The sequence below is a fragment of the Kribbella sp. NPDC051586 genome (assembly GCF_044453965.1).
Classification (GTDB): Bacteria; Actinomycetota; Actinomycetes; order Propionibacteriales; family Kribbellaceae; genus Kribbella.
In genome coordinates this window covers 707,262-732,677 of the sequence record NZ_JBITDF010000002.1, presented here as the reverse complement: position 1 = coordinate 732,677, position 25,416 = coordinate 707,262, and the positions used below count along the sequence as shown (strand labels likewise).

General features: G+C 67.6%; 22 protein-coding genes and 1 riboswitch. Of the genes, 8 read left to right on the top strand and 14 right to left on the bottom strand.

Going from position 1 to position 25,416, the window contains the following annotated elements:
* Position 1: 1 nt before the first annotated feature.
* The 5 genes from ACIA58_RS13895 to ACIA58_RS13875 all read right to left on the bottom strand — a co-directional run bounded on the left by ACIA58_RS13895 (position 2) and on the right by ACIA58_RS13875 (position 5,613).
* Positions 2-619, bottom strand: coding sequence for an urea amidolyase associated protein UAAP2 (locus ACIA58_RS13895; RefSeq protein ID WP_396403999.1), 618 nt, complete (start codon positions 617-619; stop codon positions 2-4).
* Complete coding sequence (locus tag ACIA58_RS13890; RefSeq protein ID WP_396403998.1) at positions 616-1,251, bottom strand: DUF1989 domain-containing protein; 636 nt, start codon at positions 1,249-1,251, stop codon at positions 616-618. The genes ACIA58_RS13895 and ACIA58_RS13890 overlap by 4 nt, the downstream gene beginning before the upstream one ends.
* The gene (locus ACIA58_RS13885; protein WP_396403997.1) at positions 1,248-2,819 is read right to left on the bottom strand and encodes an amino acid permease; all 1,572 of its coding nucleotides are present in this window, start codon (positions 2,817-2,819) and stop codon (positions 1,248-1,250) included. Before ACIA58_RS13885 ends, ACIA58_RS13890 begins: the two co-directional genes overlap by 4 nt.
* A 58-nt stretch (positions 2,820-2,877) precedes the next feature.
* A riboswitch (guanidine-I (ykkC/yxkD leader) is annotated at positions 2,878-2,992 on the bottom strand.
* A 209-nt stretch (positions 2,993-3,201) separates the two neighbouring features.
* Complete coding sequence (locus ACIA58_RS13880; protein ID WP_396403996.1) at positions 3,202-4,140, bottom strand: NAD-dependent epimerase/dehydratase family protein; 939 nt, start codon at positions 4,138-4,140, stop codon at positions 3,202-3,204.
* 72 nt (positions 4,141-4,212) lie between these two features.
* On the bottom strand, positions 4,213-5,613 hold the full coding sequence (locus ACIA58_RS13875) for a serine hydrolase domain-containing protein (protein ID WP_396403995.1): 1,401 nt from the start codon (positions 5,611-5,613) through the stop codon (positions 4,213-4,215).
* Between the two features lie 36 nt (positions 5,614-5,649).
* Here ACIA58_RS13875 and ACIA58_RS13870 point away from each other — a divergent pair, with 36 nt between their 5' ends.
* Positions 5,650-6,546 (top strand): diacylglycerol/lipid kinase family protein, encoded by an 897-nt coding sequence (locus ACIA58_RS13870; RefSeq protein WP_396403994.1) that lies wholly within the window; start codon positions 5,650-5,652, stop codon positions 6,544-6,546.
* Here the strand turns inward: ACIA58_RS13870 and sigJ are convergent.
* Positions 6,520-7,377, bottom strand: a complete 858-nt coding sequence (sigJ, locus tag ACIA58_RS13865; protein ID WP_396403993.1) for an RNA polymerase sigma factor SigJ — start codon at positions 7,375-7,377, stop codon at positions 6,520-6,522. The genes ACIA58_RS13870 and sigJ overlap by 27 nt on opposite strands.
* A gap of 85 nt (positions 7,378-7,462) precedes the next feature.
* Here sigJ and ACIA58_RS13860 point away from each other — a divergent pair, with 85 nt between their 5' ends.
* Positions 7,463-7,831, top strand: a complete 369-nt coding sequence (locus ACIA58_RS13860) for a DoxX family protein (protein WP_396403992.1) — start codon at positions 7,463-7,465, stop codon at positions 7,829-7,831.
* Here ACIA58_RS13860 and pulA read toward each other — a convergent pair.
* The 5 genes from pulA to ACIA58_RS13835 all read right to left on the bottom strand — a co-directional run bounded on the left by pulA (position 7,828) and on the right by ACIA58_RS13835 (position 16,164).
* On the bottom strand, positions 7,828-13,479 hold the full coding sequence (gene pulA / locus ACIA58_RS13855) for a pullulanase-type alpha-1,6-glucosidase (RefSeq protein WP_396403991.1): 5,652 nt from the start codon (positions 13,477-13,479) through the stop codon (positions 7,828-7,830). The two genes, ACIA58_RS13860 and pulA, sit on opposite strands and share 4 nt — an antisense overlap.
* A gap of 73 nt (positions 13,480-13,552) precedes the next feature.
* Positions 13,553-14,293 carry an SIR2 family NAD-dependent protein deacylase gene (locus tag ACIA58_RS13850; protein ID WP_396403990.1) on the bottom strand — a complete coding sequence of 247 codons (741 nt, stop codon included), beginning with the start codon at positions 14,291-14,293 and terminating at the stop codon, positions 13,553-13,555.
* On the bottom strand, positions 14,272-14,826 hold the full coding sequence (locus tag ACIA58_RS13845) for a GNAT family N-acetyltransferase (RefSeq protein WP_396403989.1): 555 nt from the start codon (positions 14,824-14,826) through the stop codon (positions 14,272-14,274). The genes ACIA58_RS13850 and ACIA58_RS13845 overlap by 22 nt, the downstream gene beginning before the upstream one ends.
* A 13-nt stretch (positions 14,827-14,839) precedes the next feature.
* Positions 14,840-15,052, bottom strand: a complete 213-nt coding sequence (locus ACIA58_RS13840; RefSeq protein WP_396403988.1) for a sulfurtransferase TusA family protein — start codon at positions 15,050-15,052, stop codon at positions 14,840-14,842.
* Complete coding sequence (locus ACIA58_RS13835; protein WP_396403987.1) at positions 15,049-16,164, bottom strand: cysteine desulfurase family protein; 1,116 nt, start codon at positions 16,162-16,164, stop codon at positions 15,049-15,051. Before ACIA58_RS13835 ends, ACIA58_RS13840 begins: the two co-directional genes overlap by 4 nt.
* A 94-nt stretch (positions 16,165-16,258) precedes the next feature.
* Here ACIA58_RS13835 and coxB point away from each other — a divergent pair, with 94 nt between their 5' ends.
* The 4 genes from coxB (at position 16,259) to ACIA58_RS13815 (ending at position 20,790) form a co-directional block, all read left to right on the top strand.
* A complete protein-coding gene (coxB, locus tag ACIA58_RS13830; protein WP_396403986.1) occupies positions 16,259-17,146 on the top strand; it encodes a cytochrome c oxidase subunit II in 888 nt (295 codons plus the stop codon).
* A 74-nt stretch (positions 17,147-17,220) separates the two neighbouring features.
* Complete coding sequence (ctaD, locus tag ACIA58_RS13825) at positions 17,221-18,936, top strand: cytochrome c oxidase subunit I (RefSeq protein ID WP_396404979.1); 1,716 nt, start codon at positions 17,221-17,223, stop codon at positions 18,934-18,936.
* On the top strand, positions 18,933-19,328 hold the full coding sequence (locus ACIA58_RS13820) for a cytochrome c oxidase subunit 4 (protein ID WP_328998727.1): 396 nt from the start codon (positions 18,933-18,935) through the stop codon (positions 19,326-19,328). The genes ctaD and ACIA58_RS13820 overlap by 4 nt, the downstream gene beginning before the upstream one ends.
* Before the next feature lie 220 nt (positions 19,329-19,548).
* Positions 19,549-20,790: an Ig-like domain-containing protein gene (locus ACIA58_RS13815; RefSeq protein WP_396403985.1), complete on the top strand. Its 1,242-nt coding sequence runs from the start codon at positions 19,549-19,551 to the stop codon at positions 20,788-20,790.
* 47 nt (positions 20,791-20,837) lie between these two features.
* Here the strand turns inward: ACIA58_RS13815 and ACIA58_RS13810 are convergent, their stop codons facing one another.
* Positions 20,838-21,563, bottom strand: a complete 726-nt coding sequence (locus tag ACIA58_RS13810; RefSeq protein ID WP_396403984.1) for an SDR family NAD(P)-dependent oxidoreductase — start codon at positions 21,561-21,563, stop codon at positions 20,838-20,840.
* Positions 21,564-21,682: 119 nt separating this feature from the next.
* Here ACIA58_RS13810 and ACIA58_RS13805 point away from each other — a divergent pair, with 119 nt between their 5' ends.
* Positions 21,683-22,507: a LysR family transcriptional regulator gene (locus ACIA58_RS13805; RefSeq protein WP_396403983.1), complete on the top strand. Its 825-nt coding sequence runs from the start codon at positions 21,683-21,685 to the stop codon at positions 22,505-22,507.
* Positions 22,508-22,555: 48 nt separating this feature from the next.
* Here ACIA58_RS13805 and ACIA58_RS13800 read toward each other — a convergent pair whose 3' ends face one another.
* Together ACIA58_RS13800 and ACIA58_RS13795 are read right to left on the bottom strand one after the other, a co-directional pair.
* Positions 22,556-24,022, bottom strand: coding sequence for a DUF222 domain-containing protein (locus ACIA58_RS13800; RefSeq protein WP_396403982.1), 1,467 nt, complete (start codon positions 24,020-24,022; stop codon positions 22,556-22,558).
* A gap of 48 nt (positions 24,023-24,070) precedes the next feature.
* Entirely contained in the window at positions 24,071-24,910 is an 840-nt protein-coding gene (locus ACIA58_RS13795; protein ID WP_396403981.1) for an alpha/beta fold hydrolase, read from the bottom strand.
* A gap of 41 nt (positions 24,911-24,951) precedes the next feature.
* Here ACIA58_RS13795 and ACIA58_RS13790 point away from each other — a divergent pair, with 41 nt between their 5' ends.
* Positions 24,952-25,416 (top strand): MarR family winged helix-turn-helix transcriptional regulator, encoded by a 465-nt coding sequence (locus tag ACIA58_RS13790; protein WP_396403980.1) that lies wholly within the window; start codon positions 24,952-24,954, stop codon positions 25,414-25,416.

Here is a 25,416-nt window from a genome sequence, read left to right as displayed (position 1 = left end):
GTCACCACCAGCCCAGCAGCTGGATCGGTGTCGGGTCCCAGCCGTTGCACGGATTGTTGACCTGCGGACAATTGCTGATCAGCACGAACAGGTCGCGGCTCGCCGTGACCTCGACGTACTTGCCCGGCGCCGACAACCCGTCCTCGAACGTCAGGCCGCCGCTCGACGTCACCGGCACGTTCATGAAGAAGTTGATGTTGTGGGTGAGTTGACGCTGGCCGATGCCGGCGCTCGCGCCGTACCGCAGGAACGTCTGCCGGCAGGCGTGCTGGTGGCGCGTGAACTCGCCGTACCGGATGACGTTGCTTTCCTGCGAGCATGCGCCGCCGACGGTGTCATGGCGACCGCAGGTGTCGTCGGTGATCACGGCCAACTCGTCGAGCCTGGTCGACATCAGGCGCGACCCGGTGGTGAGGAACACGGCCCGCTGCTCGCGGATCGTGTCGAAGGCGGAGTAGCGGTTGTCGATGTCGTGGGCGTCGTAGAAGAGGGTGTCGACGGCTTGGTTCCCATGCAGATCGACAATCCGCAGGCGCCCGCCGGACGGCACAGTCACCAGTGCGCCGTCGCCGGCCGCCACTACGGAGTCGAGTGCGACGGTCGTTGCGGTGATGGTCATGCGATCAGCTCCCGGGTCAGGCGCAGTGCGCGGACGGCTTCCTCGCGCAGGTCCGGATCCTCAACGCTTGCGGACGATTCGAGGTGTACTGCGACGCTTGCGGCGGGACCGCCCGACAATGCGTGCGGTGCGGTCGAGAGGAAGATCAGGAGGTCCTGGTCGGCGCGGAGGGTGATCCTGTCGCCTGTGTGGGCGTGGTCGGGGATGAAGGCGAGGGACGCTCGCGGGTCGTCCGCGACGGCGACCTTGGTGAAGAAGTTGATGCAGCCGTGCAGGTCCGCTTCGCCGAAGCCGTGCTTGGTGAGTTCGAGTAGGAGGAGCGGGTCGGGGAGGGCGCCGGTGAGGCAGTCGTGCCAGTCGAGAGTCGAGGCCAGGACGGTCGCGAGTGCGAGGCCGCGGTCCGACATCAGCACCATGCCGGGCTTGACGCGCGCCGACATCTGGGACTTCAACGTGTCCGGGATGTTCAGGCGGTCGAGGCGATCGGCGCCGATGATCAGCACGGTCGCGTTCGCGCCGTCGCCGAGTGCAGTCAGCGTGACCGTGCGCCCCGCCCGGACCGGCACAGACCACGCAGCACCACCAGGAATCTCATGCGCATGCCCGCGGGTAGAAGCTGGCTCGGGGTTCATGCGCTGACTCCTTCCGTTTCGACTGCCGGCTGGGCGGTTGGGAGCGACATGCCGAGGGAGGCGTAGTACGCGGTGCGTTGGGTGAAGTAGGCGATCAGTCCGCCTGCTGCTACGACGGCGAGGGTGATCAACGGGAGGTAGTGGAGGTACCAGCCGTCGCCGGCCGGGTCGTAGACCTCGGCGCGGGGCCAGCCGAGGTTGATGGCCATTGCGAGTCCGTAGCTGACGGCAACGATGTTGACGGGCAGGCCGAAGCGACCGAGCGAGAACAGGGGCCTGCCGTTCTCGTCCAGGCCCGCGGGGAGGCCGCCGCCGGTCAGGCGTCGTACCAGCAAGGGTGCAGTCACCATCAGATACGCGACGTACAGCAGCATGATGCAGACGCTCGCGAGGCCGAGGAACAAGCCTGCGTTCCCGACGTTCACGACCAGGCAGACCGCGGCCAATACACCTGGTACGACGGTTGCCGCCAGCGGCGTACCGGTCCGCTCGGACACCTTTCGCAGTTGACGCGACCCCGGCAGGACGTTGTCGCGCGCCATCGAGAAGATCATCCGGGCCGCGGCGGTCTGGATCGCGAGCGTGCACACACAGACGGCGAGCGCGACGTCGAGCAGCAGCAGCTTGCCGGGCGTCGTACCGAGCCTGCTCGTCAGCACGTAGGGGAGACCTTGAGTCGCCAGATCGCCATCGGTCAGCGACGGCGCGGCCATCAGCGCCGCGATGATCAGGAACGCACCACCGATGCCGGAGGCAACGACCGCGCGGATGATCGTCCGCGGCGTCGTCGCCCGCGGCTTGTGCGTCTCCTCCGACAGCTCGCCCGCGCTGTCGAACCCGACCAGCACGTACGCCGCCATCAGCGCCGAGATGAGCAGCGGTACGACGTACCCGGTCGTGCTGTCCAGGTTCGTCGTGTGCAGTACGACGGACGGACCGCGCTCGGCTCGGGTTGTCAACAATATGACGATCAGAACGACGCCGATCAGCTCACACGTCACACCCACCGAGTTCACGACCGCGGTGATCCGCACGCTGGTCGCGTTCAGCAGAGTGGTCGCCGCCAGCAGGATGCAGCCGAGGAGCACGGCGTTCGCGGCGCCGTCCTTCGACGCGAGCGCGGAATCGGTGCCGACCAACTGGAAGCCGGGCCAGACCGCGGGCAGCACGACCTGCAACGCGATCGCCGCGGTGGCCAGCGTGATGATCTGTGCGATCACCATCGTCCAGCCCGCGAACCAGCCGACCACAGCGCCACCGAGACGACGGGCCCACTGATAGATCGCGCCCGACAACGGGTACCGCGCGGCGAGCTCGGCGAAGCACAACGCCACCATCAGCTGGCCGGCCAGGACAGCCGGCCAGGTCCAGAAGAACGCCGTACCGCCGAAGCCGAAGCCCAGACCGAACAGCTGGAAGACAGTGGTGAGGATCGAGACGAACGAGAAGCCGGCCGCGAACGACGCGTAACTCCCGACGCGCCGCGAGAGCTGCTGCGCGTAGCCGAACTGGCCGAGATCTCGTGCGCCGACTTGATCGGTCGTCAGTGTTTCGGGGGATGCTGACATTTCCGGCCTCCGCTGTGGATCGGGCCCGGAATGCGCACAGCAACCCGGGGCCTTCAAGGCCTCCCGGGCTTTTGTCCCGCCGTGGAACGGCGCCGTGGTGCGAGCGCCGCCTCCCCTCTCGGACCAGTCCTGCCGTCAGCTCGACCAGCAGCGGAACCCTAGGGGCGCCCCGCCGTCCCGGCGGGTCTGCACCAGTTCAGGACGCGCCGGTTTCAGCGGTCGTCCTCGCGTGTAACGCGGAAGTAAAGGAATCCTCTCACCTGACGTCGCAACTGTGAGGGACCGGAGATCCGGCCCCTCACAGACCACACATCACAGGCCACACATCACAGGCCACACATCACAGGCCACACATCACAGGCCACACATCAGCGGCCACACCTCACAGCCCCTCGCGGAACCCTTCGCGCCAGGATGCGTAGCCCGGCTGCCAGCCGAACGTCTTCTTGGCCAGCGTGTTGTCGGCGCCGCGGATCTCGGTGAACGCCGCGACCCCGACATCGCCTACCGCGAGCCGGCCGACCCAGGTCGGAACGTGGCGCGGTGCCTTCGCCCCGAGGATGCGAGCGAACTCCGGCAGCCAGACCGCGGCCTCCGCCGGGTCGTCGTCCGCGACGTTGAACACCCCGGTCACGTCACTCTCGACCGCCTTCACCGTCGCCGACGCCGCGTCGTCGTAGTGGATGAACGACCAGACACCGGCGCCGTTGCCGATGATCGGCAGGCGGCGCTTCTGGATCAGCTCCACCATCGAGCCGCCCTTGCCGATGTCGCCGGTCGGCCCGTAGAAGCTCGCGTACCGCAGCGCCACTCCCTCGATCCCGTCGGCGTTCAGGACCGCCGACTCGAGGTGTTTGATCCCCGCCATCGTCTGCTGCTGCGCGGGCACCGGGTTCGGGTCGAGCGGGTCCGCCTCGGTCTTGGCGGCGGATCCACCGTGCTGCAAGTTCCAGCCGGCGTACGACTGGACGACGAACCGTCGTACGCCGGCAGCCTGGGATGCGGCGAGGAGGTTGTCGGTGCCTTCGGTCCGCAGCCGGTTCGTCATCGCGAAGCTGTCGTCGAAGTGCTTGAAGTCGATCCCGCCCTTGAGCGCCGTCATCTGGTGGACGACGACCTCCGGGCGGACCTGCGCCACCGCCGCGCGTACGGCGGCGGCGTCGAGCCCGTCCGCGAGGACGGCGTCCGCCCCGAACGACCGCACACTGCTCGCGCCGGACTCGGACCGGGTCATCCCGGTCACCTCGTGCCCGGCCGCGATCAGCTGCGGTACCAGCGACCGGCCCAGTCCGCCGGTCGCGCCTGCCACCAAGACCTTCATGTCATTCCTCCGTCGTCGGTTGTTACGACCCGGAGGACACGCGGCGGCCCCGGCTCTGTGACATGACCCGGGTCACACCACCGAGGTCAGTGTGAACGTGGTCGGCCCGAAAGACACGTTGAGCTCGCCGTCGACGGTCATCGAATCGCCGCTCACGCGGCAGGTGAGCTTCGCGACGAACGGCGTCTCGACCCAGCGGAGCGTCGCCACGAAGGCGTCGCCGTCACCGTACGCGCTGGTCACGAGCCGGTTCCCGGCCTCGAGGTTCGCGTCGTAGAGACTGCCCAGCGTCGACTGCTCCCGCCACTCGCCGGGTCCGCAGACGATGTCGTGCGGATCGCCGGCGCCGAAGTCCCGGAAGGTGAACACGCCGGTGCCGTCAGGGTCGAGCCGCACGGCGCTCAGCCCCGCTGGGTTCTCACCGGTGAACCGATAGGTGCGCCCGTCACCGCCGGCCGGTGCCGAACCAGTCGGCGGCGGCAGCTCCAACCGCGAGGGGCGGTCTACCGAGGGGACTTCCTTGCCTTCCAGCGCGGGGAGCAGGTACTCCCAGATGGTGTTCAGGATCGCCTGCATGTCGGTCGTCGCGCTGGTCACGATGAGCGCGGCGTCGTACTCCGGGAAGACCAGGCAGTACTGCCCGAAGGCGCCGTCGCCGCGGTACGTGTTGTGGCGGCTGCGCCAGAACTGGAAGCCGTACCCCTGCTTCCAGTCCGGGTTCTCCTGGTTGTCGTTGGAGACCTGCTTCGACGTGGCAGCCTCGTACCACTCGGCGGGGACGAGTTGCTTGCCCTGCCACTCGCCGTGCTGCAGCAGGAGCTGGCCGAAGCAGGCCAGCGACTCGGTGTTGATGCTCAGTCCCCAGCCGCCGGTCGTAATGCCCTCGCGGGACACCTGCCAGGTCGCCTCGGTCGCACCGAGCGGCTCGAACAGCCGGGGCCGCAGGTAGTCGAGCAGCCGTTCGCCGGTCAGCCGCTGCAGGATCGCGGACAGCATGTACGTCGCGCCGCTGTTGTAGACGAACACCGTGCCCGGCTCGTGCTCGACCTCGAGGCCGAGGAAGATCTTCACCATCCGGCGATCGCGGCTGAGCGCCTCGACGGTGTCCTGCGAGTGGCCGGTCGTCATCGTCAGCAGGTGCCGGATCCGCATCGCGGCCAGGTTGTCGCTGATGGTCTCGGGCAACTCGTCGGCGTCGAAGAACGAGATCACCTGGTCGTCCAGCGACAGCAGCCCCGCGTCGATCGCCAGCCCGACGCCCGTCGACGTGAAGCTCTTCGACACCGAGAACAACAGATGCGGATCGTCCAGCCGGTACGGTGACCATGCCTGCTCGAGCACGACCTGACCGTGCCGCAGCAGCATGATGGTCTGGATCTCCGGCTCCCCGGCGTCGAGCGCCCCGACAAAACTGTCGAGCGCCGCGGTGGACAACCCCTGGGCTTCTGGCGTACTCCGTGGAAGTCTGCTCACCCCGAGCACGCTATCTCTCCGAACGGACAAAAATAAGTGAGTCCTGCCAGGCGGGCAGCCGTCATCGTCAATCCCGTCAAGGTCGACGGCGACGCGTTCCGTCGCACCGTCGAGACCGCGCTGGCCGAGCGGGGGTATGCCGACCCGCTGTGGCTTGAGACGACAGCGGAGGACACCGGGGTCGGGATGGCCCGGCAGGCGATCGGCGACCAGGTGGATCTTGTGCTGGTCGCGGGTGGCGACGGTACGGTCCGCGTGGTGTGCGCCGAGCTGGCCGGGACCGATATCCCGGCGGCCGTGCTCCCCGCCGGGACCGGGAACCTGCTGGCCCGCAACCTCGGCATCTCGCTCGAGCTCGACGCCGCCCTTCAGGAGCTGCTCGACGGTTCGGAGCAGCGGATCGACAGCGTGCTGATCAAGGGTGACGAGCTGCCCGGCGACCGGTTCGTGGTGATGGCCGGGCTCGGTCTGGACGCCGCGATCATCGAGGACGCGCCCGAGGACCTGAAGAAGCGGGTCGGCTGGGCGGCGTACGTCGTCTCGACGCTGAAGAACCTGAACCACCCCTTCGTCCACGTCGAGATCACCGTCGACGACCAGCCGCCGGTACGCCGTCGCGCGCGCACCGTGGTGATCGGCAACGTCGGCACGCTCCAGGCGAACATCCCGCTCTTCCCGGACGCGACGCCCGAGGACGGCCGGATCGACCTCGTCGTCCTGGCGCCGCGCCGCATCAGCCAATGGCCCCGGCTCGCGCTCGGTCTGGTGATCAAGCGCTGGCGGGAACGCCACGTCGAACGCTTCACCGGCAAGCGCATCCAGGTCCGCGCCGAGCGCCCGGTACGCCGCGAACTCGACGGCGACGCGATTTCCGAAGGTACGTCGCTCGTCGCGGAGGTGGATCCGTCAGCGCTGGTCGTCCGCGTGCCGTGACGGCTGCACGTGCGTCAACTTGTCGGGGTTGACGATGCCGTGGACCGCGCTGATCCGGCCCTCGGCGACGACGAACGACCAGATCGCGATGGTGCGGTCGCTGCGGTCGTGGATCCGGAGCGCGGGTTGGCCACCGACATGCACCGGTTCGGTGGTCAGTTCGCGGAACTTGCCGAACGCGCCGATGAGCATGCGGGCGACATTGCCGGCTCCGTGAACCGGCCGGGGGAAGCCGCCCTTGCCGCCGCCGTCGCCGGTGAAGGTGACGTCCGGGGTGAGCAGTGCGACCAGGGACTCCAGTTCGCCCTCTTCGGCAGCCGCGACGAAGCGGCGTACCAGCTCGTCGCGTTCCTGGGGAGAGGGATCGAAGCGCGGTCGATTGTCGGCAATCCTACGGCGGGCCCGGACGGCTAGCTGGCGGCAGTTGGCCGGCGTCTTGCCGAGGATGGCGGCGAGGTCGTCGTAGGAGTAGCCGAAGACGTCACCGAGCAGGAAGACGGCGCGCTGGTCGGGGGAGAGGCGCTCGAGGACGACGAGGAACGCGGTCGACAGCGAGTCCGAGAGCGCGGCGCGGTCGGCCAGGTCGACGTACTCGTCGACGGCGGGCTCCGGCAGCCAGGGGCCGAAGTACTCCTCGCGCTGCCGCCGGGCCGACCGCAACTGGTCGATCGCCAGCCTGGTCGTCACGGTGGTCAGGAAGGCCTTCGGTGACACGACCTCAGGCTCGCGGTGCAGGCGCAGGTACGCCTCCTGCACGACGTCCTCCGCGTCACCGAACGTGCCCAGCATCCGGTACGCGATCGAGAGCAGCAGCGGTCTGAGTTCCTCCATCACACCTTCACAGACGATCCGGGGTGTCTCCTGGTGACAGTTTCACAGTGTCACAGACGCGGATTGTCGATCGTCTGCAATCGACATGAACACCATCACGTGGATCTTCTCGGGCGCACTCGCCGTCGTCTTCACCATCTCGGGCGTGCTGAAGGGCACCATGCCTCGCGCGCGTCTGCTCTCCAGCGGTCAAACCGGCATCGCCCCGTTCCCGATGCCGCTCGTCCGGCTCACCGCCTTCTGTGAGCTGCTGGCCGTCGCCGGACTCTTCCTGCCCTGGCTGACCGACCGGGCCCGCGTCCTGACACCGCTGGCCGCCGTCGGCCTGGTGATCGTGATGATCGGTGCGGCGACGTCCCATTCGTCTCTGCGTGAGCCCCGGAACACCGCCGCCAACACCATCCTCCTGGCGCTGGCGGCCTTCGTAGCCGCTGCTCGCTTCGCCGTGCTCTAACGCTGGACGAGTACGGCGACTGTGCGCGGCGGGACCGTTGCGGTGCCGGTGGTTGACGACCAGGTGGTCTGCTTGACGACCGGGTCGGAGCCACCGGCCTGCACCGGCGAGAGGGACAGGTTGGCACCGGACAGGCCAGGGAGTTGCTGGGTGACCGAGGCGCCTGTCGAGTTGAAGACGACCACTACGCCCTTCAGCGCGGGGTCGACGTTCGGCCCCACGGTGTCGTCGATTCGCATGGTGATGACACCGGGTGTAGCGCCGCTGAGCGGGAAGCTGAGCTTCTGGTTGATCAGGTCGGCGGTGCCGAGCCGGAACAACGGTGTCGAGAACCGCAGCTTCAGCAGATCGGCGGCGGCCGCTGACGCCGTGGCGACATCGGCCGACGACGGCTTGAGGGCCGGGTTGGCGAGCAGCGGCTTCATGTACGGCCACTTGGCCTCGTTGTCGGCCTTCGGCGGGAGCCCATGACCGAACCCGTTGTCGGCGCCGGTCCAGTCGAGGGTGTTGAACCAGTCGCCGGAGTCGTACGAGTTGCGGTCCAGCGACTTGCTGCGCAGCAGATCCGCGCCGGCGTGCCAGAACGACGGTGTCTGCGCCAGCGCGGTCGTTGCCAGCGACAACGTGTTCATCCGGATCCGGTCCGGCATCGGCAGGTCCGTCGGCAGCTTGTACGTCAGCGTGTCCCACAACGTTTCGTTGTCATGGGCATCGACGTAGCTGATCACCTCGTCCGGCTGGTCGGCGTACCCGGCCGGTGAGCCGTTGTAGTCGACGCCGTCCCCGCGCACCGTCGCACCCGACTCGACCGAGCGGAAGGTGAACGAGCGCAGGTTGCCGGCCAGGCCGAGCTGGACCAGGTCGGTGTCGTGCGCGAGCCGCTTCGCCCGTTCGTCCGGGGTGCCGTTGATCGGGTCGCCGTTCGGGTCGCCCGCTTCGCCGGAGCCGAAGCCCTGGATCCGCGGATTGTCGTCGAACGGACCACCGCCGCGCACTGCGTCCCGCAGACGGTCCGAGAACGTGCCGATCCCGGTCCCGCCGAGATTCCCCTGCCGGGCCTGGACGAACAGCGCGTCGTTGGCGACCTCGCCGAAGTTCCAGCCCTCGCCGTACAGGTAGATCGACTTGCCGTCGACGCCGTCCTTGGCGAGCGTCAGCTTGTCGAGCGCGGCGCGGATCTTCAGCATGTTGGCCTTGGTGTGATGGCCCATCAGGTCGTAGCGGAAACCGTCGACGTGGTAGTTCTTCGCCCAGCTGACGGTGCCGTCGACCATGATCTTCTCTGCCATCGCGTGCTCGGTGGCGATGTTGCTGCAGCAGGTCGAGTTCTCGACCTTCCCGGTCGCGTTCAGCCGCTGGTAGTACCCGGGCACGATCTGATCGAGCACCGATGTCGGCGCCTCACCGGCGGCCGGCGTGTGGTTGAAGACCTGGTCCAGTACGACGCGCAGCCCGGACTTGTGCAGCCCGCCGACCATCGTGCGGAACTCCGCGACCCGCGCGAGCCCGTCCTTCTGGGTCGCGTACGAACCCTCCGGCGCGAGCCAGTGGTACGGGTCGTAGCCCCAGTTGAACCCGTCCTTCGCAGCCACGGCCGTCACGCACGCCTGCTGCTGGTCGGAGTCCGGCGGCAGCGCCTTCAGATCGCACGCCGGCGTCTGCTGCCCGGTCTCCGGGATCGACGCAATGTCGAATGTCGGCAATAGGTGAACAGTGTTGAGGCCGGCCGCGGCCAGGCTTTTCAGATGCTTGGTCCCGTTACCGTTGTCCGCGAACGCCAGATAGGTACCGCGGTGGTCGGCCGGCACCGTGTCGTCGTTGATCGAGAAGTCGCGGACGTGCAGCTCGTAGATCGTCGAGTCGACGCCACGCGCGAGCTTGGGCGCGGGCGTCTTCGACCACAACACAGGCTGCCCGGCCGGATCGTTCAGGTCGGCGGCGACGGAGTACGTCGAGTCGGTCGTCAGCGCTACCGAGTACGGATCCGTGACGACGTTCTTCTCCACCTTCCCGGTGCTGGGCGCATAGACCGTCACCTCGAAGCGGTACGAAGCGTTCTTCCACGAGCGCGGCCCCCTTACCGCCCAGGACCCGTCGTCGTTGCGCTTCATCGAGACAGCCGTCGAGCCCACCAGCAATCGCACGTTCTGCGCGGTGGGAGCCCACAAGGTGAACGTCGGGGCGCCGCCGCGCCACGTGATGCCGTACGACCGGTTGGCAGCACTCCCGTAGACGTCGTCCAGGACGCCGGGTATCTGGACTCCGGTCGCATCGAGCAGTCGGCCGGTGTCGTCGTACTGCGCGAGGCCGAGTTGCCCGGTGAGGATCTTGCGGACGTCGGCGTTGTCCAGCCGGAGCGTCGTGTAGCCCGGTTTCACCGTGCGCGAGTCATATCGTAGGGATGTCGACAATCCACCGATGTCGTCCGCGTCGACCTTCAGCGAGCCGGTGTCGGACCAGTGCAGCCGCCAGCGGTACCGCTCCGGGTGAGCCACCGCCGGGACGGCCAGGGTGTTGTGGTCGAGCCAGTACGCCTTCGCCTGGCTCAGGTCCGGTGTCGCGCCCGGCTTCGACGTCGTCACCGTGAACTGGTGCGTCGCGAGCACGTACGAGAACGTGACCACGAGCCCGTCGCTCGGCACCGCAACCGGCACGTTGGCAGCCGGATAGCTCTCGTCCCAGGACAGGTTGTGCGCGACCTTCGCCTCATAGTTGCCCGCTCCCAACTCGCTGGTGGACCAGGTGTACGTCCCGTCCCCGTCCTCGTCGGTCAACCAGGGTCGCATGCACGACGGGTCCCAGTCGGCCGGACAGCCCAGCTCGGACTGGAACGACCCGGGCACTGTGATGATCGGCCCCTGCGCGCTGGACGTGACGTAGTGCCGGCCGTGCTCGTAGTAGAAGCTGACCGGTCCGCTGGGCGCGGTGTAAGAGATGTTGGCGCCGTTCAGCAGACCCCCGGCGCCGTAGTTCTCGTCCCAGGTCTTGTTGATCGCCGCCTTATAGGCGTGCTCACCGGCCGGGATCGTGTACGTGCCCTTCCAGACCTTGTCCTTCGGGTCGAGCGTCAGCTGGGCCTGGTCGCAGTCCGGCGCCCAGTCGCCGGCACAGCCCATCTCGCTGTTGTGGTCACCCGGCACCGACACGTTGGCAGGCTGGACGACCGGACCTGTGCCGCCACCGCCACCACCGGCCGCAGGTGCGTCGCCGACAACGCCATACGACCCGGATACCGAGTAGTGGCCCGCGGCATCGCGCAGTACGGCGCGGTACTCGAGCAGAGTGCCCTTCGGCAGACCGGACACGTCCTGGTAGACCCGGTACGGCGCGTTGTCGTCGGCGCCGAGCCGCTGCCATGCCGTCGTACCCACTGGGCGGTAGCCGAAGGTCACGGTGACCGGAGTGTTCGCGGGCACTGCAGCGGCGATCTCAGCGCGCCCACCGACAGTCGCACCGAGCTCCGGCGAGCTCATGTAGACAGCAGGCACCTTGGCGGGCTTCTGGACGTTCGTCTGCGCCTGGTAGACCGTGACGGACAGGGGAGCCTGGCTGACGACCACACGACCCTCGCGGTCGGTCTTCAGCGACTTGGAGCCGCCGTAGACCGGCTTGAGCCACGTGTTCGGCCCGTACGTCGGCACTGTCGCCGACGCCGCTGTCTTCGAGTTGTTCGCGACTACCAGGTACTCGACGTTGTCGCTGCCCAGCCGGCTGAACGCATAGAGCCCGTTGGTGTTGGACGAGTACCGGTGCACCTGCCGTCCGTCCGACAGCGCCGGGTACTTCGCCCGCAGCTTCGCAAGCCCCGCGATGTGCTTGTACATCGGCGAGTTGACGTCGTACCGGTCCTTGCTGCCGATCGTCGTCGTACCGGTGCCGTCGACGACCTCGTCGTCCGCGTAGTCGGCGGTCTTGGTCGCGAAGATGTCCTGGCGCGCGTCCTTGTCGCCGCCCGGACCGGTGAAGCCCTGCTCGTCGCCGTAGTAGATGACCGGCTGGCCGCGCGTCAGGTACATCAGCGAGTGCGCGAGCTCGTCCCGGGCAAGCAGCTCCTGCCCGGACGCGCCGCCCTGCTTCAGGAACATGCCGACGCGGCCCATGTCGTGGTTGCCGAGGAAGGTCGGCAGCTCGTACGCGTTCGAGTCCGTGTCGGTGTAGTAGTCGTCGTCGGCGTAGAAGTCCTGCAGCTTGGTACTCGGATCGCCCTTCGCGTAGGCGACCGCGTTCTGCTGGAACCCGAAGTCGAGCGTCGCCTGCAGGTCGCCCTTGGTCGTGTACGTCGACATGAACTGCGGGTTCGCGTCGTAGACCTCGCCGAACATGAAGAAGTTCTTCGACCCGGCGCTCTTGGCCGCGGCCAGGATCTGCGGCGAGAACTTCTGCCAGAACTCGATGTTCACGTGCTTGACCGTGTCGATGCGGAACCCGTCGATGCCGAACTCGGCCCACGTCTTGTAGACGTCGATCATCCCGTCGCGGACCTTCGGCTGCTCGGTGAACAGGTCGTCCAGCCCGACGAAGTCGCCGTACTCCGCGCTCTCGCCGGCGAAGGTCGAGTCGCCGCGGTTGTGGTACAGCGTCGGGTCGTTCAGCCAGGCCGGCACCTTCACGGTCGCGTCGGCGGGCGTCCGGAAGTACGGGACGTTGGGGAACGACGTCTGCGCGTCCAGCGGCGGGAACGTGTCGCCACCGGCGTACTGCTTGTCGTCGAAGACGTTGCCGTCGGCATCCTTGTACGGTGAGGTCGACTTCGGGATGTAGCCGTAGTTGTGGGACTGGTAGTCGATCACGTCCGCGGTGTGGTTGGTGATGATGTCGAAGAAGACCTTCATCCCCTTGCGGTGCGCGAGGTCGATCAGTCGCTTCATGTCCGCGTTGGTGCCCAGGTGCGGATCGATCTGGGTGAAGTCGGTGATCCAGTAGCCGTGGTACCCGGCGCTCACGTCCGCCCCGGCCCCCTGTACAGGACGGTTCTTGAACGACGGCGTCAGCCAGATGGACGTCGTACCGAGGGACTTGATGTAGTCGAGCTTCTGCACCACACCGGCCAGGTCGCCACCGTGGTAGAAGCCCTTGTCCGTCGGGTCGAGACCGGTCTGCAACCTGTCGCCGGCCAGCCCGCCCGCGTCGTTCGTCTTGTCACCGTTGGCGAAGCGGTCCGCCATCAGGAAGTAGAACCGCTCCTTGGTGAGGTCCGGGCGCAGACTCGGCGACGCCAGCGTCTTGTCCGCGGCCGTCACCGTCGACCCGGCCAGATCGACCGGCTTCACAGTTACAACGTGACTAGTGTCGTCGTAACTAAACTGCAGCTTGGCCGGCCCTTCGATGTGCAACGGGATGTTCGGCCCGTTCAGCACACCGCCCGCGCCGTAGTTCTCGTCCCAGCCCTTGTTGATCGTGACCTTGTACTCGTACGACCCGGCCGGCACGTCGAACACCTTCGTGTACGGCGCAGCCGTACCCAGACTGGTCGCGTCGCACCCCGCATCCCAGTCACTGGCACACCCGAGCTCACTCTGCAGTGACCCAGCCAACGTGACGACCCGATCCACTGCGACTTGAGCCGGCGCCGGAGACGCCGTACCCAGCCCGAGCACGACCACCGCGGCCGCGGTGAAACCTGCCGTCCAACGCCTGAACCCGCGCATCACGGTCCCCTCCCGCCGATTCACCTGCCGGGGACGCTAGCCGCCGCCTTTTACCGTGAGGAGGGCTCGAATGTCACGGTAAGGTCACGAGCTCCGGGAGGGTGGTCTCGATCGCTGTGTGCAGGACAGTCGTCGCGTGTTCGTCGTACGGCGTCGGCTGGGCGTTCACGATGACGAGGGGCTTGCCGGCGTTCAATGCGAGGTCGCACAGACCAGCCGCCGGGTAGACCTGCAGAGAGGTGCCGACAGCCAGGAAGAGGTCGGCGGACTCGGTGGCTGCGACGGCCCGGTCGAGTACGTCGCGGTCGAGGGACTGGCCGAACGAGACAGTCGCTGACTTCAGAATGCCGCCGCAGACCTCACAGGCCGGGTCCTCGTCACCGGACTCCAGCCGGGGGAGTACGTCTGCCATCGGGATGCGGCGACCGCACTGCAGGCAGTCGACGTACCAGACTGTCCCGTGGAGTTCGTGGACCAGCTCTGGCGACGATCCGGCCTTCTGGTGCAGTCCGTCGACGTTCTGTGTGATCAGGCCGGTCAGACGGCCCTGGCGTTCCAGCTCGACCAGAGCGAGGTGGCCCGGGTTCGGCTCGGCTGTCCACGCCGGCACCGCGAGACGGTGCTTCCAGCTCGCCACGCGGACCTCACGACTCCCGACGTACTCGTCGATGTCGAACATCGCCTCCGCAGCCGGGTCCTTCGTCCACACGCCCTGCGGCCCCCGGAAGTCGGGGATGCCCGAGGCGGTGGAGATCCCGGCCCCGGTCAGGACGGCAATGCGTTCGGCGTCGATCACACCCTCGACGGTATCCATTCCGACGCCAGGATGGACATCACGATCTCGTCGATCCATTCGCCCTCCCACAGCAGCGCGTCGCGCAGTACGCCCTCGACCTTGAAGCCGGCCTTCTCGTAGGCGCGCCGGGCCCGCGGGTTGAACGCATAGACGCCGAGGCTGATCCGGTGCAGCCCGATGTGCCCGATCCCGTAGCCGACGATCAGCCGGGTTGCCTCGGTGCCGAGTCCGCGACCCTGGCCGGCCGGGCCGATCAGGATCCGGAAGTTGCAGGACTTGTTGCCCCGGTCCCAGTCGTTCAGCACGGCTTCACCGACGACCTGTCCGGACGCGCGGTCGACGATCGCCAGGTCCAGCCGGTCGGTCTGGTCCTTGCGCGTGCGCATCCACTCCCGGGCCTGTTCCTCGCTGATCTCGCCGTGGCTCCCGGTCAGCCGGGTCACGTCCGGGTCGTCCATGGCAGCGCGCAAGGCGTCGTAGTCGCCCTCGTCCAGCGGTCGCAGTACGACGAGGTCCCCGGTCAGCGTGGGTTTGCGGGCGAAGTCGGTCACCTTTCCGAGTCTGTCAGCTGACCCGCCGGACGAGGTAGCGGTGATCTGCGGACTCCACGAGTTCCTGGGAGCGCATCCGGCACCAGGCCGGGATGTCCACGGCCGCGGCCGGATCGTCGGCCAGCACCGTGACGGTCTCGCCGACGGCGACAGTCGGTAGCGTCTTGGCCAGTTTGATCACCGGGAGTGGGCAGAGCAGGCCACGGCAGTCCAGCTCGATACTCACATGCCCACCTCCGCCCGGATCCGCTGCACGATGCCCGGCAATATCTTGCAGAAGCGGTCGACGTCCTCATAGCTGGTGTCGCGGCTCAAAGACACCCGCACGTTGCCATGGGTCAGTACGCCCATCGCGGCCAGGACATGGGACGGCTTGAGGGTGCTCGACGTACATGCGGAGCCGCTGGAGACCGCGAAGCCCTCGGCGTCCAGTGCGGTCACCAGGGCCTCGCCGTCCACGTACAGACAAGAGAACGTGAGGATGTGCGGCAGCCGGTCCTCCGGGTCGCCGACCACTTCCACATCCGGTACGTCGGCCGGCACACGACGCCGTACCTCGTCGATCCAGGCGCGATGCTGCTTGTTGAGCTCCTCGGCCTCACTGAGCCGGGCCTGCAGCGCGGCCGCCGCAGCCAGCGCATTGGGTACGTCGGGGAAGCCGGGGGAGAGGCCGTCCTCCCGCTCGTCCATCGGCCACGCCGGAGCGATCCGAGTCCCCTTCCGCACCGCCAGCAGCCCGACACCCGCCGGCCCGCCCCACTTGTGCGCACTGGCCGCCAGCATCGACCACCCCTCAGGTACCACGTCGTGCCCCACGGAAGCGGACGCATCAACAAACAGCGGCACGTCGTTGCAGTCCTGGGCGATCGCGGCGATCGGTTGCCTGGTGCCCACTTCGTGGTTGGCGGACTGGACAGCGGCTACAGCGACACCCGGCCGCCGTACTGCGTCCGCGAAGGCCTCCGGATCAACCCGGCCGCGAATGTCCACCCCGACCTCCACGCCCTCGGTCCCGGCGCTGTGCAGGACGGCGGAGTGCTCGACGGCCGTGTGCACCACGGTGGACCCGATCCGCCGCCGGGCCGCGCGGACCGCGGACAGTCCGGCCTGGATGGCCGTCGTACCGGAGGTGGTCAGGTACAGCTCGTCCGGCCGTACTCCGACCGCGTCCGCGAGCACCGCGCGGGCGTTGTCCAGCAGCAGCCGCGCGGTCCGTCCCTCGTGGTGCAGACGCACCGGATCGGCCCATCCGGAATCCACTGCCGACAGCAACATTTCCCGTGCTGCCGGGTGCATCGGCTCCGCTGACGCCGCGTCCAGATACCCACGCTCGCTCACACGGGAAACGCTAAGCCCTACCTATGCGCAGGACCGCGAAAGGTGTCCAGTAGTGTTTGGTCGTCAGTCTCACTTGGGAAGGGAAAGGCGCCCCGTGGGTTCGAACGGCACGCCCGGAGTGGAGGAGCGACCGGCAGGTTCTGCCGGCGCCACACGACCGGCGAAGCGTCGCCTGCTGGTCGGCAGTGCAGTGGTGCTCGGCACCCTCCTGCTGACCGGTTGCTCGACGGCGACCACTGAGCAGTGGAAACGACTCGGTCTCCCTGAGGGCGCGTCCGACCGGACCGAAGCGGTCCGAAGCTTGTGGATCGGCGCGTGGATCGCCGCGCTGATCGTCGGCGTGATGGTCTGGGGGCTGATCCTCTGGGTCTCCGTCCGGTACCGCAAGCGCAACGACGAGGCACCCCGGCAGGTGCGGTACAACCTGCCGCTCGAGGTGCTCTACACGCTGGCGCCGTTCGCGATCATCGGCGTGCTCTTCTTCTACACCGTGGAGCACGGCAACAAGATCACCGCGATGTCGAACAGCCCGCAGCACACCGTGAACGTGGTGGGCCAGCAGTGGCAGTGGACCTTCAACTACAAGGACACGGTCGACGGGCAGCAGGGCGTCTGGGAGACCGGCACCATGGACAGGCCGGCCACCCTGTGGCTGCCGGTGAACGAGTCGGTGCACTTCGACCTGACCTCGCCGGACGTGATCCACTCCTTCTGGGTGCCGTCGTTCTACTTCAAGCTCGACGTCATCCCGGGCCGGACGAACAAGTTCGAGCTGACCCCGACCAAGATCGGCACCTTCGAGGGCAAGTGCGCTGAGCTCTGCGGGCTCTACCACAGCCGGATGGTCTTCAGCGTCAAGGTCGTCAGCCGCGACGACTACGACACACACCTCCGTGAGCTGGCCGCCAGGGGCCAGACCGGCGCCGCCACCGGAGGCTCCGACGCCACCACCATTCCCGGTACAGGGGAGGGCGAGAAGTGACCGACTTCGCCGAGCGCACCGGCGCTATCGGTACCACCACCACCGCGTTGCCGCGGCGGCGCACCAAGGGTCAGATGCTGGTCAAGTGGATCACCACGACCGACCACAAGCTGATCGGGCACATGTACCTGATCACGTCGTTCGCGTTCTTCATCATCGCAGGCGTGATGGCGCTGATCATCCGCGCCGAGCTGGCCAAGCCGGGCCTGCAGATCGTGAACGAAGAGGCCTACAACCAGCTCTTCACCATGCACGGCACGATCATGCTGCTGCTGTTCGCGACCCCGCTGTTCGTCGGCTTCGCGAACGAGATCATGCCGATCCAGATCGGTGCGCCGGATGTCGCGTTCCCGCGACTGAACATGTTCAGCTACTGGCTGTTCCTGTTCGGCGGTCTGATCACGGTCAGCGGCTTCTTCACCCCGGGCGGTGCGGCCGACTTCGGCTGGTTCGCCTACGCCCCGCTGTCCAACGCGGTCCGCTCGCCGGGTGTCGGCGGTGACCTGTGGATCATGGGTCTGTGGATGGCCGGTCTGGGCACCATCCTCGGTGCGGTCAACTTCGTGACGACGATCATCACGATGCGGGCCCCCGGTATGACGATGTTCCGGATGCCGATCTTCACCTGGAACATCCTGGTCACGTCGATCCTGGTGCTGATCGCGTTCCCGATCCTGGCCGGCGCGCTGCTCGTGCTCGAGGCGGACAGAGCCTTGGGAGCCCATGTGTTCGATGCCGCGAACGGTGGGCCACTGCTGTGGCAACACCTGTTCTGGTTCTTCGGACATCCAGAGGTCTACATCATCGCGCTGCCGTTCTTCGGCATCATCACCGAGATCCTGCCGGTCTTCAGCCGCAAGCCGGTCTTCGGCTACATCGGCCTGGTCAGCGCGACCCTGGGTATCGCCGTCCTCTCGGTGGCGGTCTGGGCGCACCACATGTTCGTCACCGGAGCGGTGAACCTGCCGTTCTTCTCGTTCATGACCTTCCTGATCGCGGTACCGACCGGGGTGAAGTTCTTCAACTGGATAGGCACGATCTGGGGCGGATCGGTGTCGTTCGACACCCCGATGCTCTGGTCGGTCGGCTTCCTGACGACCTTCCTCTTCGGCGGTCTGACCGGCATCATCCTGGCCTCGCCGGCGCTGGACTACCAGCTGTCCGACTCGTACTTCGTGGTCGCGCACTTCCACTACGTCGTCTTCGGCACCGTGGTGTTCGCGATGTTCGCCGGGTTCTACTACTGGTGGCCGAAGTTCACCGGCCGGATGCTCAACGAGCGGCTCGGCAAGCTGCACTTCTGGCTGCTGTTCATCGGCTTCCACACCACGTTCCTGGTGCAGCACTGGCTGGGTGTCGAGGGCATGCCGCGTCGGTACGCCGACTACGGCCCGAACGAGGGCTTCACCACGCTGAACGAGGTCTCCAGCGTCGGCGCCTTCATCCTGGGCATGTCGATGCTGCCGTTCTTCTACAACGTGTACAAGTCGCGGAAGTCGCCCAAGGTCGGCGTCGACGACCCGTGGGGCTGGGGCCGCTCGCTGGAGTGGGCGACCAGCTCGCCGCCGCCGCGGCACAACTTCGAGAAGCTGCCCCGGATCCGGTCCGAGTCCCCGGCGTTCGACCTGCACCACGCCGACCTCGCCCTGGCGGAGTACCCGGACAACCGGGCCGGCACCGACAACCTGCTCGATGCGGGTGAGGATCAGGGCCGGGTCGAGCACCTGGAGGAGCAGCTCGCATCCGGTGACAGCGCCAGTACCGAGACCGAGGGGAAGGACAAGGCGTGAAGGTCGAAGCCTGGGTCTTCGGGATCCTGAGCGTTTTCGTCGTCGTCGTGACGCCGATCTACTGGCTGATGTCGAACGACCCCACCGGCACCACCGCACTGGTGATGACGTTCTTCCTGTCGCTGCTGGTGGCGTTCTACCTGAGCGTCACCGCCCGGCGGATGGACGCCCGGCCGGAGGACCGCAAGGAAGCGGAGATCGTCGAAGGAGCCGGCGAGCTCGGCTTCTTCCCGCCGTACTCCTGGTGGCCGCTGTGGTGCGCGCTGACGCTCGCCGTGGCCGTGCTCGGCATCGTCTTCGGCTGGTGGCTGTTCATCGCCGGCGTAGGCATCGGGATCGTGACGCTGAGCGGTTTCATCTTCGAGTACTACCGCGGTGATCACGCTCACTGAGCAGTACGACGCTGCTCACTAGTTGAGCATCGTACGAAAAACGCCGTCCGGGAACGAACCGGGCGGCGTCTTCGTGCGTCTTTAGGAATGCCACCGGTACGGACCGTTGTGGTCCGTACCAGTTAGGTGGTGGTGCGGTGCAAAGAAATGTCGCTGCGGCAGGTTACCCTTACCGCGGTCTGACTAAACAGGGGAGAGCTGGGGAATGGTGAGCGGTTCGGTGAGGAAGCACGGACTTGCCGTGGCGGGGATCTGCGTGTTGCTGCTGGCCGGCACGGCATGCAGTGACACGAAGGCCGACGGCGGCAGCGGCGGGCAGTCGACGCCGGGCGCGTCCACGTCGCAGAGCAACTCTCCCGGTGCATCGACCACCCCGGGCGACTCGACCACTCCGTCGGATTCGCCTGCGGCCAGCATCGCCGTCGTGCCCGCCAAGGGCGCGTCCTCGGTGCAGCCGGACAAGCCGGTGACGGTCACCACGACGGCCGGCAAGCTGTCCGAGGTCACGCTGAAGGACGACGACGGCGACAAGGTGGCCGGCAGCTTCAACACGGAGAAGACCCAGTGGACCTCCACGGACCACCTCAAGCCGGGTGCGTCGTACACCGTGAGCGGCTCCGCCGAGGGCACCGACGGCGCCTCCATCCCGATCAGCTCGACGTTCAAGACGGTGAAGGCGACCAAGAGCCTGAAGGCCTCGGTCGTCCCGCTGAACGGTGAGACCGTCGGCGTCGCGCTCCCGATCCAGATCTACTGGAACAACCCGGTCAAGGACCGCGCGGCGGTCGAGAAGCGGCTGAAGGTGACCACCTCGGTTCCGGTCACCGGCACCTGGCACTGGGTGAACAGCAAGCAGGTCAACTACCGCCCGATGAACTACTGGCCGGCCGGCACCAAGGTGTCGGTGAACATCGACACCCAGGGCGTCAACGCGGGTAACAACACCTGGGGCACCTCGAGCCGGAAGATTGCCTTCAGCATCGGCAAGTCGGTCGTCGCCAACATCAACGTCAAGAAGCACTCGATGGCGGTGACCATCAACGGCAAGCTGGCCCGGACAATCCCGATCACCGCCGGCAAGGACGGCTTCACCACCCGCAGCGGCGTGAAGGTGATCATGGAGAAGTTCACCACCAAGCGGATGGACGCGGCGACCATCGGCATCAAGCCGGGCGACCCGAACTACTACAACATCAGCGACGTGAAGTGGGCCCAGCGGGTCACCAGCTCCGGCGAGTTCGTCCACGGCGCTCCGTGGTCGGCCGGCAGCCAGGGCAGCGCCAACGTCAGCCACGGCTGCGTCGGCATGAGCCTCGCGGACGCCCAGTGGTACTACAACCAGACCCTCCGCGGCGACCCGGTCATCGTCACCGGCACCTCCCGCCACATGGAGCCGGGCAACGGCTGGACGGACTGGAACACCACCTGGGCCACCTACAAGAAGGGCTCCGCCCTCTCCTGACGAGCGGAGGCGACGGGCGCGGGGAATGCTGTTCACCCGCGCGCCCGTCACCAGGGCACCGTTCCCGCGTCGTCGAAGAATCCGCCGGTAGGGCCGTCGTCGGCCAAGGTCGCGAGGCGAATGGCGATGGCAGCGCCCTGTTGCGGTGTGCGGACGCCGCGAAAACCGTTGAGGTCGGTCGCGGTGAAACCGGGACAGCCGGAGTTGATCAAAATGTTGGTATCACCCAGCTCCTTGACGTACTGCACAGTGAGGGCGTTGAGGAAGGTCTTCGACGCCAAATAGGCGGCAGGAACCGGGCCCAGGTCGATGCCGGGTGTGGTTTGCAGGGCGAGCGAGCCGACGCTGCTGGACATGTTGACGATTCGCGGTGAGGTCGAGGCGCGCAGCATCGGCAGCACCGCGTTAGTCACCCGGACGACCCCGATCACGTTGGTTTCCACGACGATCCGCACGGTCGCGGGGTCGACCGTGGTGGGTGTCTGCGGCATATCGCCGGTGATCGCCGCATTGTTGACCAGAACATCGAGCCCGCCGGCCTGGTCGGCGATCAACTCGGCCGCCGCGGCCACACTTGCGTCGTCGGTCACGTCGAGCGGCACACCGAACGCATCGGTCCCGGCCGCGCGCAGCTTCTCCACCGCGATGTCGCGGCGTTGCCGATGACGGGCGCCCACACCGATCCGCCAACCGAGCGCGCCCAGACCCGCCGCGATCTCGTATCCGATTCCCTTGTTCGCGCCGGTCACCAGCGCAATCGTCTGTTCACTCACACGGCCGATCCTGCTGCGATTCCGGGCGCAGCGTCCAAGACCGATCGGGTGGCCGGCGATACCGCACGAGTATTGGTCGTGATCACCCCGGATACGATGCGCTGGTGGAAACTCGGGAGATGCGATACTTCGTCGCTGTCGCCGAGGAGTTGCACTTCGGGCGGGCGGCACAGAGGCTCGCGATGGCGCAACCACCACTGTCGCGAGCCATCCAGCAGCTCGAACGGCGGCTCGGAGTCGACCTGCTGCACCGCACCCCTCGCGCAATCTCCTTGACCGAGGCCGGGTCGGTGCTTCTGCAGGAGGCCCGGCTCGCCCTCGAAGCGGTCGAAGCCGCCGAGCGCCGCACCCGCCGTGCCGCTGCCGACCGGCCCGGTGTGGTGCTGGCCACCAAGGCAGGAGCGTCCAGAGAGCTGTTGTCGAAGCTGCTGGACGCCTACGCCGCCGAGCCCTCCGCTGTCGCGGTCGAGGTGATGCTCTGCGGCCCCGGCGAACCGGAAGGCCTGCTGCGCAACGGGCGGGCCGACGTTGCTCTGCTGCACCGGCCCTACGACCTGACGGCCGGCTTCGACACCGAGGATCTGCACACCGAACAGCAGGTCGTGGTCCTGCCCGCGGGGCATCCGCTCGCCAGCCGGTCCCACCTGTCGATGGCCGAGGTGAACGCCCTGACGGACCTGCCCCTGCCACGCTGGCCTCGACGGGATGGGAGTTATCCCGACGGCCCCGGCCCGCAGGTTCGCGACCAGACCCAGTTGACCCAGCTGATCACGCTCGGCCGGGCCTGCGCGCTCATGCCCGAGTCGCTCCGTGCCCAGTTACGCGACGATCACGCCATCGTGCCCGTGCCGGACGCACCGGCCGTCACGACCGTCATCGCTTGGCCGTCTCACAGCAGATCCCAAGCCGTCGCCGACCTTGTCCGTACGGCGCTACGCCTCTAGGCGCCAATGCGTTCAGCAACAAGCCCTAGCAGCGAAGGCGATGCTCCGTCAGCCTGCCGAGGCGAAGGCAGCCGCGTCCTGGAGGATCGCAGCGTCAGCTCTCCACCGGGATCGGAGAGCTACTGGCGCAACGGAACCACCGACAGGATCACCGACAGGGTCGCTGGCGGGGTCGCTGGCAGGGTCGTTGGCGGCGGGGCGGCTGGCTGGTCGGATGGGGACAGGCTCCGATCCGGCCGGCTGATGCGCCCGCCGGCCGTACTGTCGCTGCGAGCCGGGTGGGGGATCGGCCCAGGTGGGGCGGGTGACGTGCACGGCCCCGTCGGTGATCGACACCTCCCAATTGCCCTGGTGCAGATCGACGTGGTGCCGACGGCACAAGAGCACGAGATTCGAAACCTTGGTCTCGCCGCCGTCGATCCAGGAGATCAGGTGATGTGCGTCGCACATGACGGGCGGCGCGCCGCACACCACGCAGCCGTTGTCACGGGCGTTGAGGGCACGCCGGATCGCGCGGGTGACGAGCCGCTCGGAGCGGCCGACGTCCAACGGTTCCGAGTTCGAGCCGAGCACCAACGGGATGATCTTCGCGTCGCACGCGAGGCGCCGGACGGTGGCGGCCGAAAGCCCGTCGCCGTACACCAACTGCCCGCTCGCGTCCGCGGTTGCCGCCTTCAGATCTTCGAAGTCGATGGTCACCGTCAACTGAGCCTTGGCCCCGAGTCCAGCCGCTGACTGCCCGGTCACGGACTGCCCGGCCTCGACCGCTGCGGCCGCGGTGCCGAGGGCGGCGGTCAGCGCGTCGGCCTGGCGCTTGTCGCGGGAGCGCGGGTCCGGTTCGCCGTCGACGGTCTTGTGAGGGCGGGCGCCGGCGTGGATCAGGGCGCGGAGCAGTTCGGCGTTCTCGTTGGCGAGGTAGCCGCGGAACTTCACTCCGCGATCCGCGGGCGTCAAAGTCAGCGACTCGCGGTCGTACGCCTTGAGCTCCTCCGGCTCGGGGCCGTCAGTGTCGAGGATGTCCCGCATCTGGTTGCCCGCCTGACGCAGCTCGCCCGGTGACATGTGTGCGGCCAGCTTCACCAGCTGCTCTTCGGCCGCGTCGCGCTCGTCGATCGGCACATGGGCCGGGACGCGCTCCAGCGCGGACACGATCGCGTCTGCTTGCGCTGGCCTCAGCAGCCATTCGCCGGCGTCCGCGTCGTCAGTCGGGTCGTCCGCATCGGGTGACGCGCCGGTCCGGTCGAGAGCAGCGGACACGGCCGGGTACTTCGACAGCGCCTGCGCGAGTCGGAGCATACGACGGGCGGTCGGCGCGTCCAGGCGATAGCGGAAACGCAGCAGCTCTGCGGTGTCCCGCGCGCCGAGCTCGGCGGTGTACCCGGTGCGCTCGACGGTGGCGACGACACTCAACCGGTAGGACTCCAGCCGGGCGATCTCGGCGTCCACCGTGTCGAGAGTCGACAGCAGTTCGCCGCCACTCATCGACCACGCCGGCCGCTCGCCCAGGAGTTCCATACCTCGACCCTAGGCGGCTCCGGCGACGATCCACGAACCAGAATCCCCTTATTCTGTGGGCAATTCGTGGGCCCACGCAGTCAACAGCCCGGCAAACAGCTCCTCGGCGTGGAGGGACGGCAGTGAGTGGTGGGTGGCGGTCTCGAGTTGTACGACGGTTGCGGCCGGCGTGAGCGTGGTGACGCGTTGGGTCAGCCGGGACGGGTTGTGGCTCTTGCTGCGGCCGGCGACGAACACGAGCGGGGTGACGGTTCGCAGTTCGTCGTCCGTGGGGCGTTTGGTGCGGACGAAGGGTGTGGAGGGTTGCTCGGCGGCCAGGCCGGCAAGCTCCAGGACCTGAGGGTCGAGGGGGAGGCCTTGGGTCTCCCAGCGGAGGAAGGAGATGCTGCGGGCCCGGGAGGGGCGGAGCAGGCTTGGTAGGGCTCGGAGGATGTAGGGGATGCGCAGGCCGGTGTAGCAGTCGGTTGGGTCTAGGAGGGCCAGGCGTGAGACGCGGTCCGGCCGGGCGATCGCGTAGGTCAGTGCGATCCACGCGCCGTACGAGTGACCGCAGAAGGCCGCTCGGTCGATGGCGAGGCCGTCGAGGACGTTGGTCAGCCAGGTGTGCAGGTCGGCGGGAGTCTTGGGCGTGCGGCCGGTGTTCGTACTGCGGCCCGCGTCGACGATCAGGTCGATCGCGTAGACCCGGTACGTCTCCGCGAGTTGCGGTGCGACGGCGTACCAGACGGGTGGGGTGGCGCCGTGTCCAGGCAGCAGTACGACGGGCGGGCCGTCCGCGGGACCGCAGGCGTTGACGTGCGTCGTACCGAACTCGTCGGTCAGCTCGAGTTGCTCGACCGGCACGTCCCAGCGGGTGAGGAGAGCGTCGTACGCGTCCTGGAAGGTCATGCTGCCGAGAATAGCTCACTGAGTGAGGTAAATTGTCGGGCATGCGTGAAGGAGTGAGGCCGGCCGACCCCGAACGGGCCGCCGCGCTGGAGCTGGTGCATCGTCTGCGCGAGGTCGCGCTCAGGCTGGAGCTGGCGATGGGGGAGTTCGGCCGTACGACGGGGTTGCACGGCACCGACGTACGGGCGCTGGTGAGCCTCCTGGACGCCGAACGCGCCGGAATGGATGCCACGCCCAGCTGGCTTGCTCAGCAGCTCGGAATGACCTCTCAGGCGACGACAGCCGTCATCCACCGCCTGGAGGCCGCCGGGCACGTTGAACGCCTCAGAAGCCGCACAGACGGCCGCAGCGCGCGCCTCCAGGTCTCAGACAGCGCCGTCGCCCTCGGCTGGCAGTTCTTCGGTCCGCTCCTCGACCGCCTGATCGCCACCACCCAGACCCTCGACCGCGACCAGCAAACCCTGGTGAGGGACTACCTCACGGCAGTGACAGACGCCCTCGGATAA

Excerpts from the sequence above, each read along its gene's own strand:
- ACIA58_RS13860 (WP_396403992.1), top strand. The coding sequence starts at position 7,463 with ATGAACACCATCACGTGGATCTTCTCGGGCGCACTCGCCGTCGTCTTC.
- ACIA58_RS13790 (WP_396403980.1), top strand. The coding sequence starts at position 24,952 with ATGCGTGAAGGAGTGAGGCCGGCCGACCCCGAACGGGCCGCCGCGCTG.
- pulA (WP_396403991.1), bottom strand. The coding sequence starts at position 13,479 with ATGCGCGGGTTCAGGCGTTGGACGGCAGGTTTCACCGCGGCCGCGGTG.
- ACIA58_RS13805 (WP_396403983.1), top strand. The coding sequence starts at position 21,683 with ATGCGATACTTCGTCGCTGTCGCCGAGGAGTTGCACTTCGGGCGGGCG.
- ACIA58_RS13890 (WP_396403998.1), bottom strand. The coding sequence starts at position 1,251 with ATGAACCCCGAGCCAGCTTCTACCCGCGGGCATGCGCATGAGATTCCT.
- ACIA58_RS13880 (WP_396403996.1), bottom strand. The coding sequence starts at position 4,140 with ATGAAGGTCTTGGTGGCAGGCGCGACCGGCGGACTGGGCCGGTCGCTG.
- ACIA58_RS13850 (WP_396403990.1), bottom strand. The coding sequence starts at position 14,293 with ATGGATACCGTCGAGGGTGTGATCGACGCCGAACGCATTGCCGTCCTG.
- ACIA58_RS13800 (WP_396403982.1), bottom strand. The coding sequence starts at position 24,022 with ATGGAACTCCTGGGCGAGCGGCCGGCGTGGTCGATGAGTGGCGGCGAA.
- ctaD (WP_396404979.1), top strand. The coding sequence starts at position 17,221 with ATGCTGGTCAAGTGGATCACCACGACCGACCACAAGCTGATCGGGCAC.
- ACIA58_RS13795 (WP_396403981.1), bottom strand. The coding sequence starts at position 24,910 with ATGACCTTCCAGGACGCGTACGACGCTCTCCTCACCCGCTGGGACGTG.
- ACIA58_RS13885 (WP_396403997.1), bottom strand. The coding sequence starts at position 2,819 with ATGTCAGCATCCCCCGAAACACTGACGACCGATCAAGTCGGCGCACGA.
- sigJ (WP_396403993.1), bottom strand. The coding sequence starts at position 7,377 with ATGGAGGAACTCAGACCGCTGCTGCTCTCGATCGCGTACCGGATGCTG.
- ACIA58_RS13895 (WP_396403999.1), bottom strand. The coding sequence starts at position 619 with ATGACCATCACCGCAACGACCGTCGCACTCGACTCCGTAGTGGCGGCC.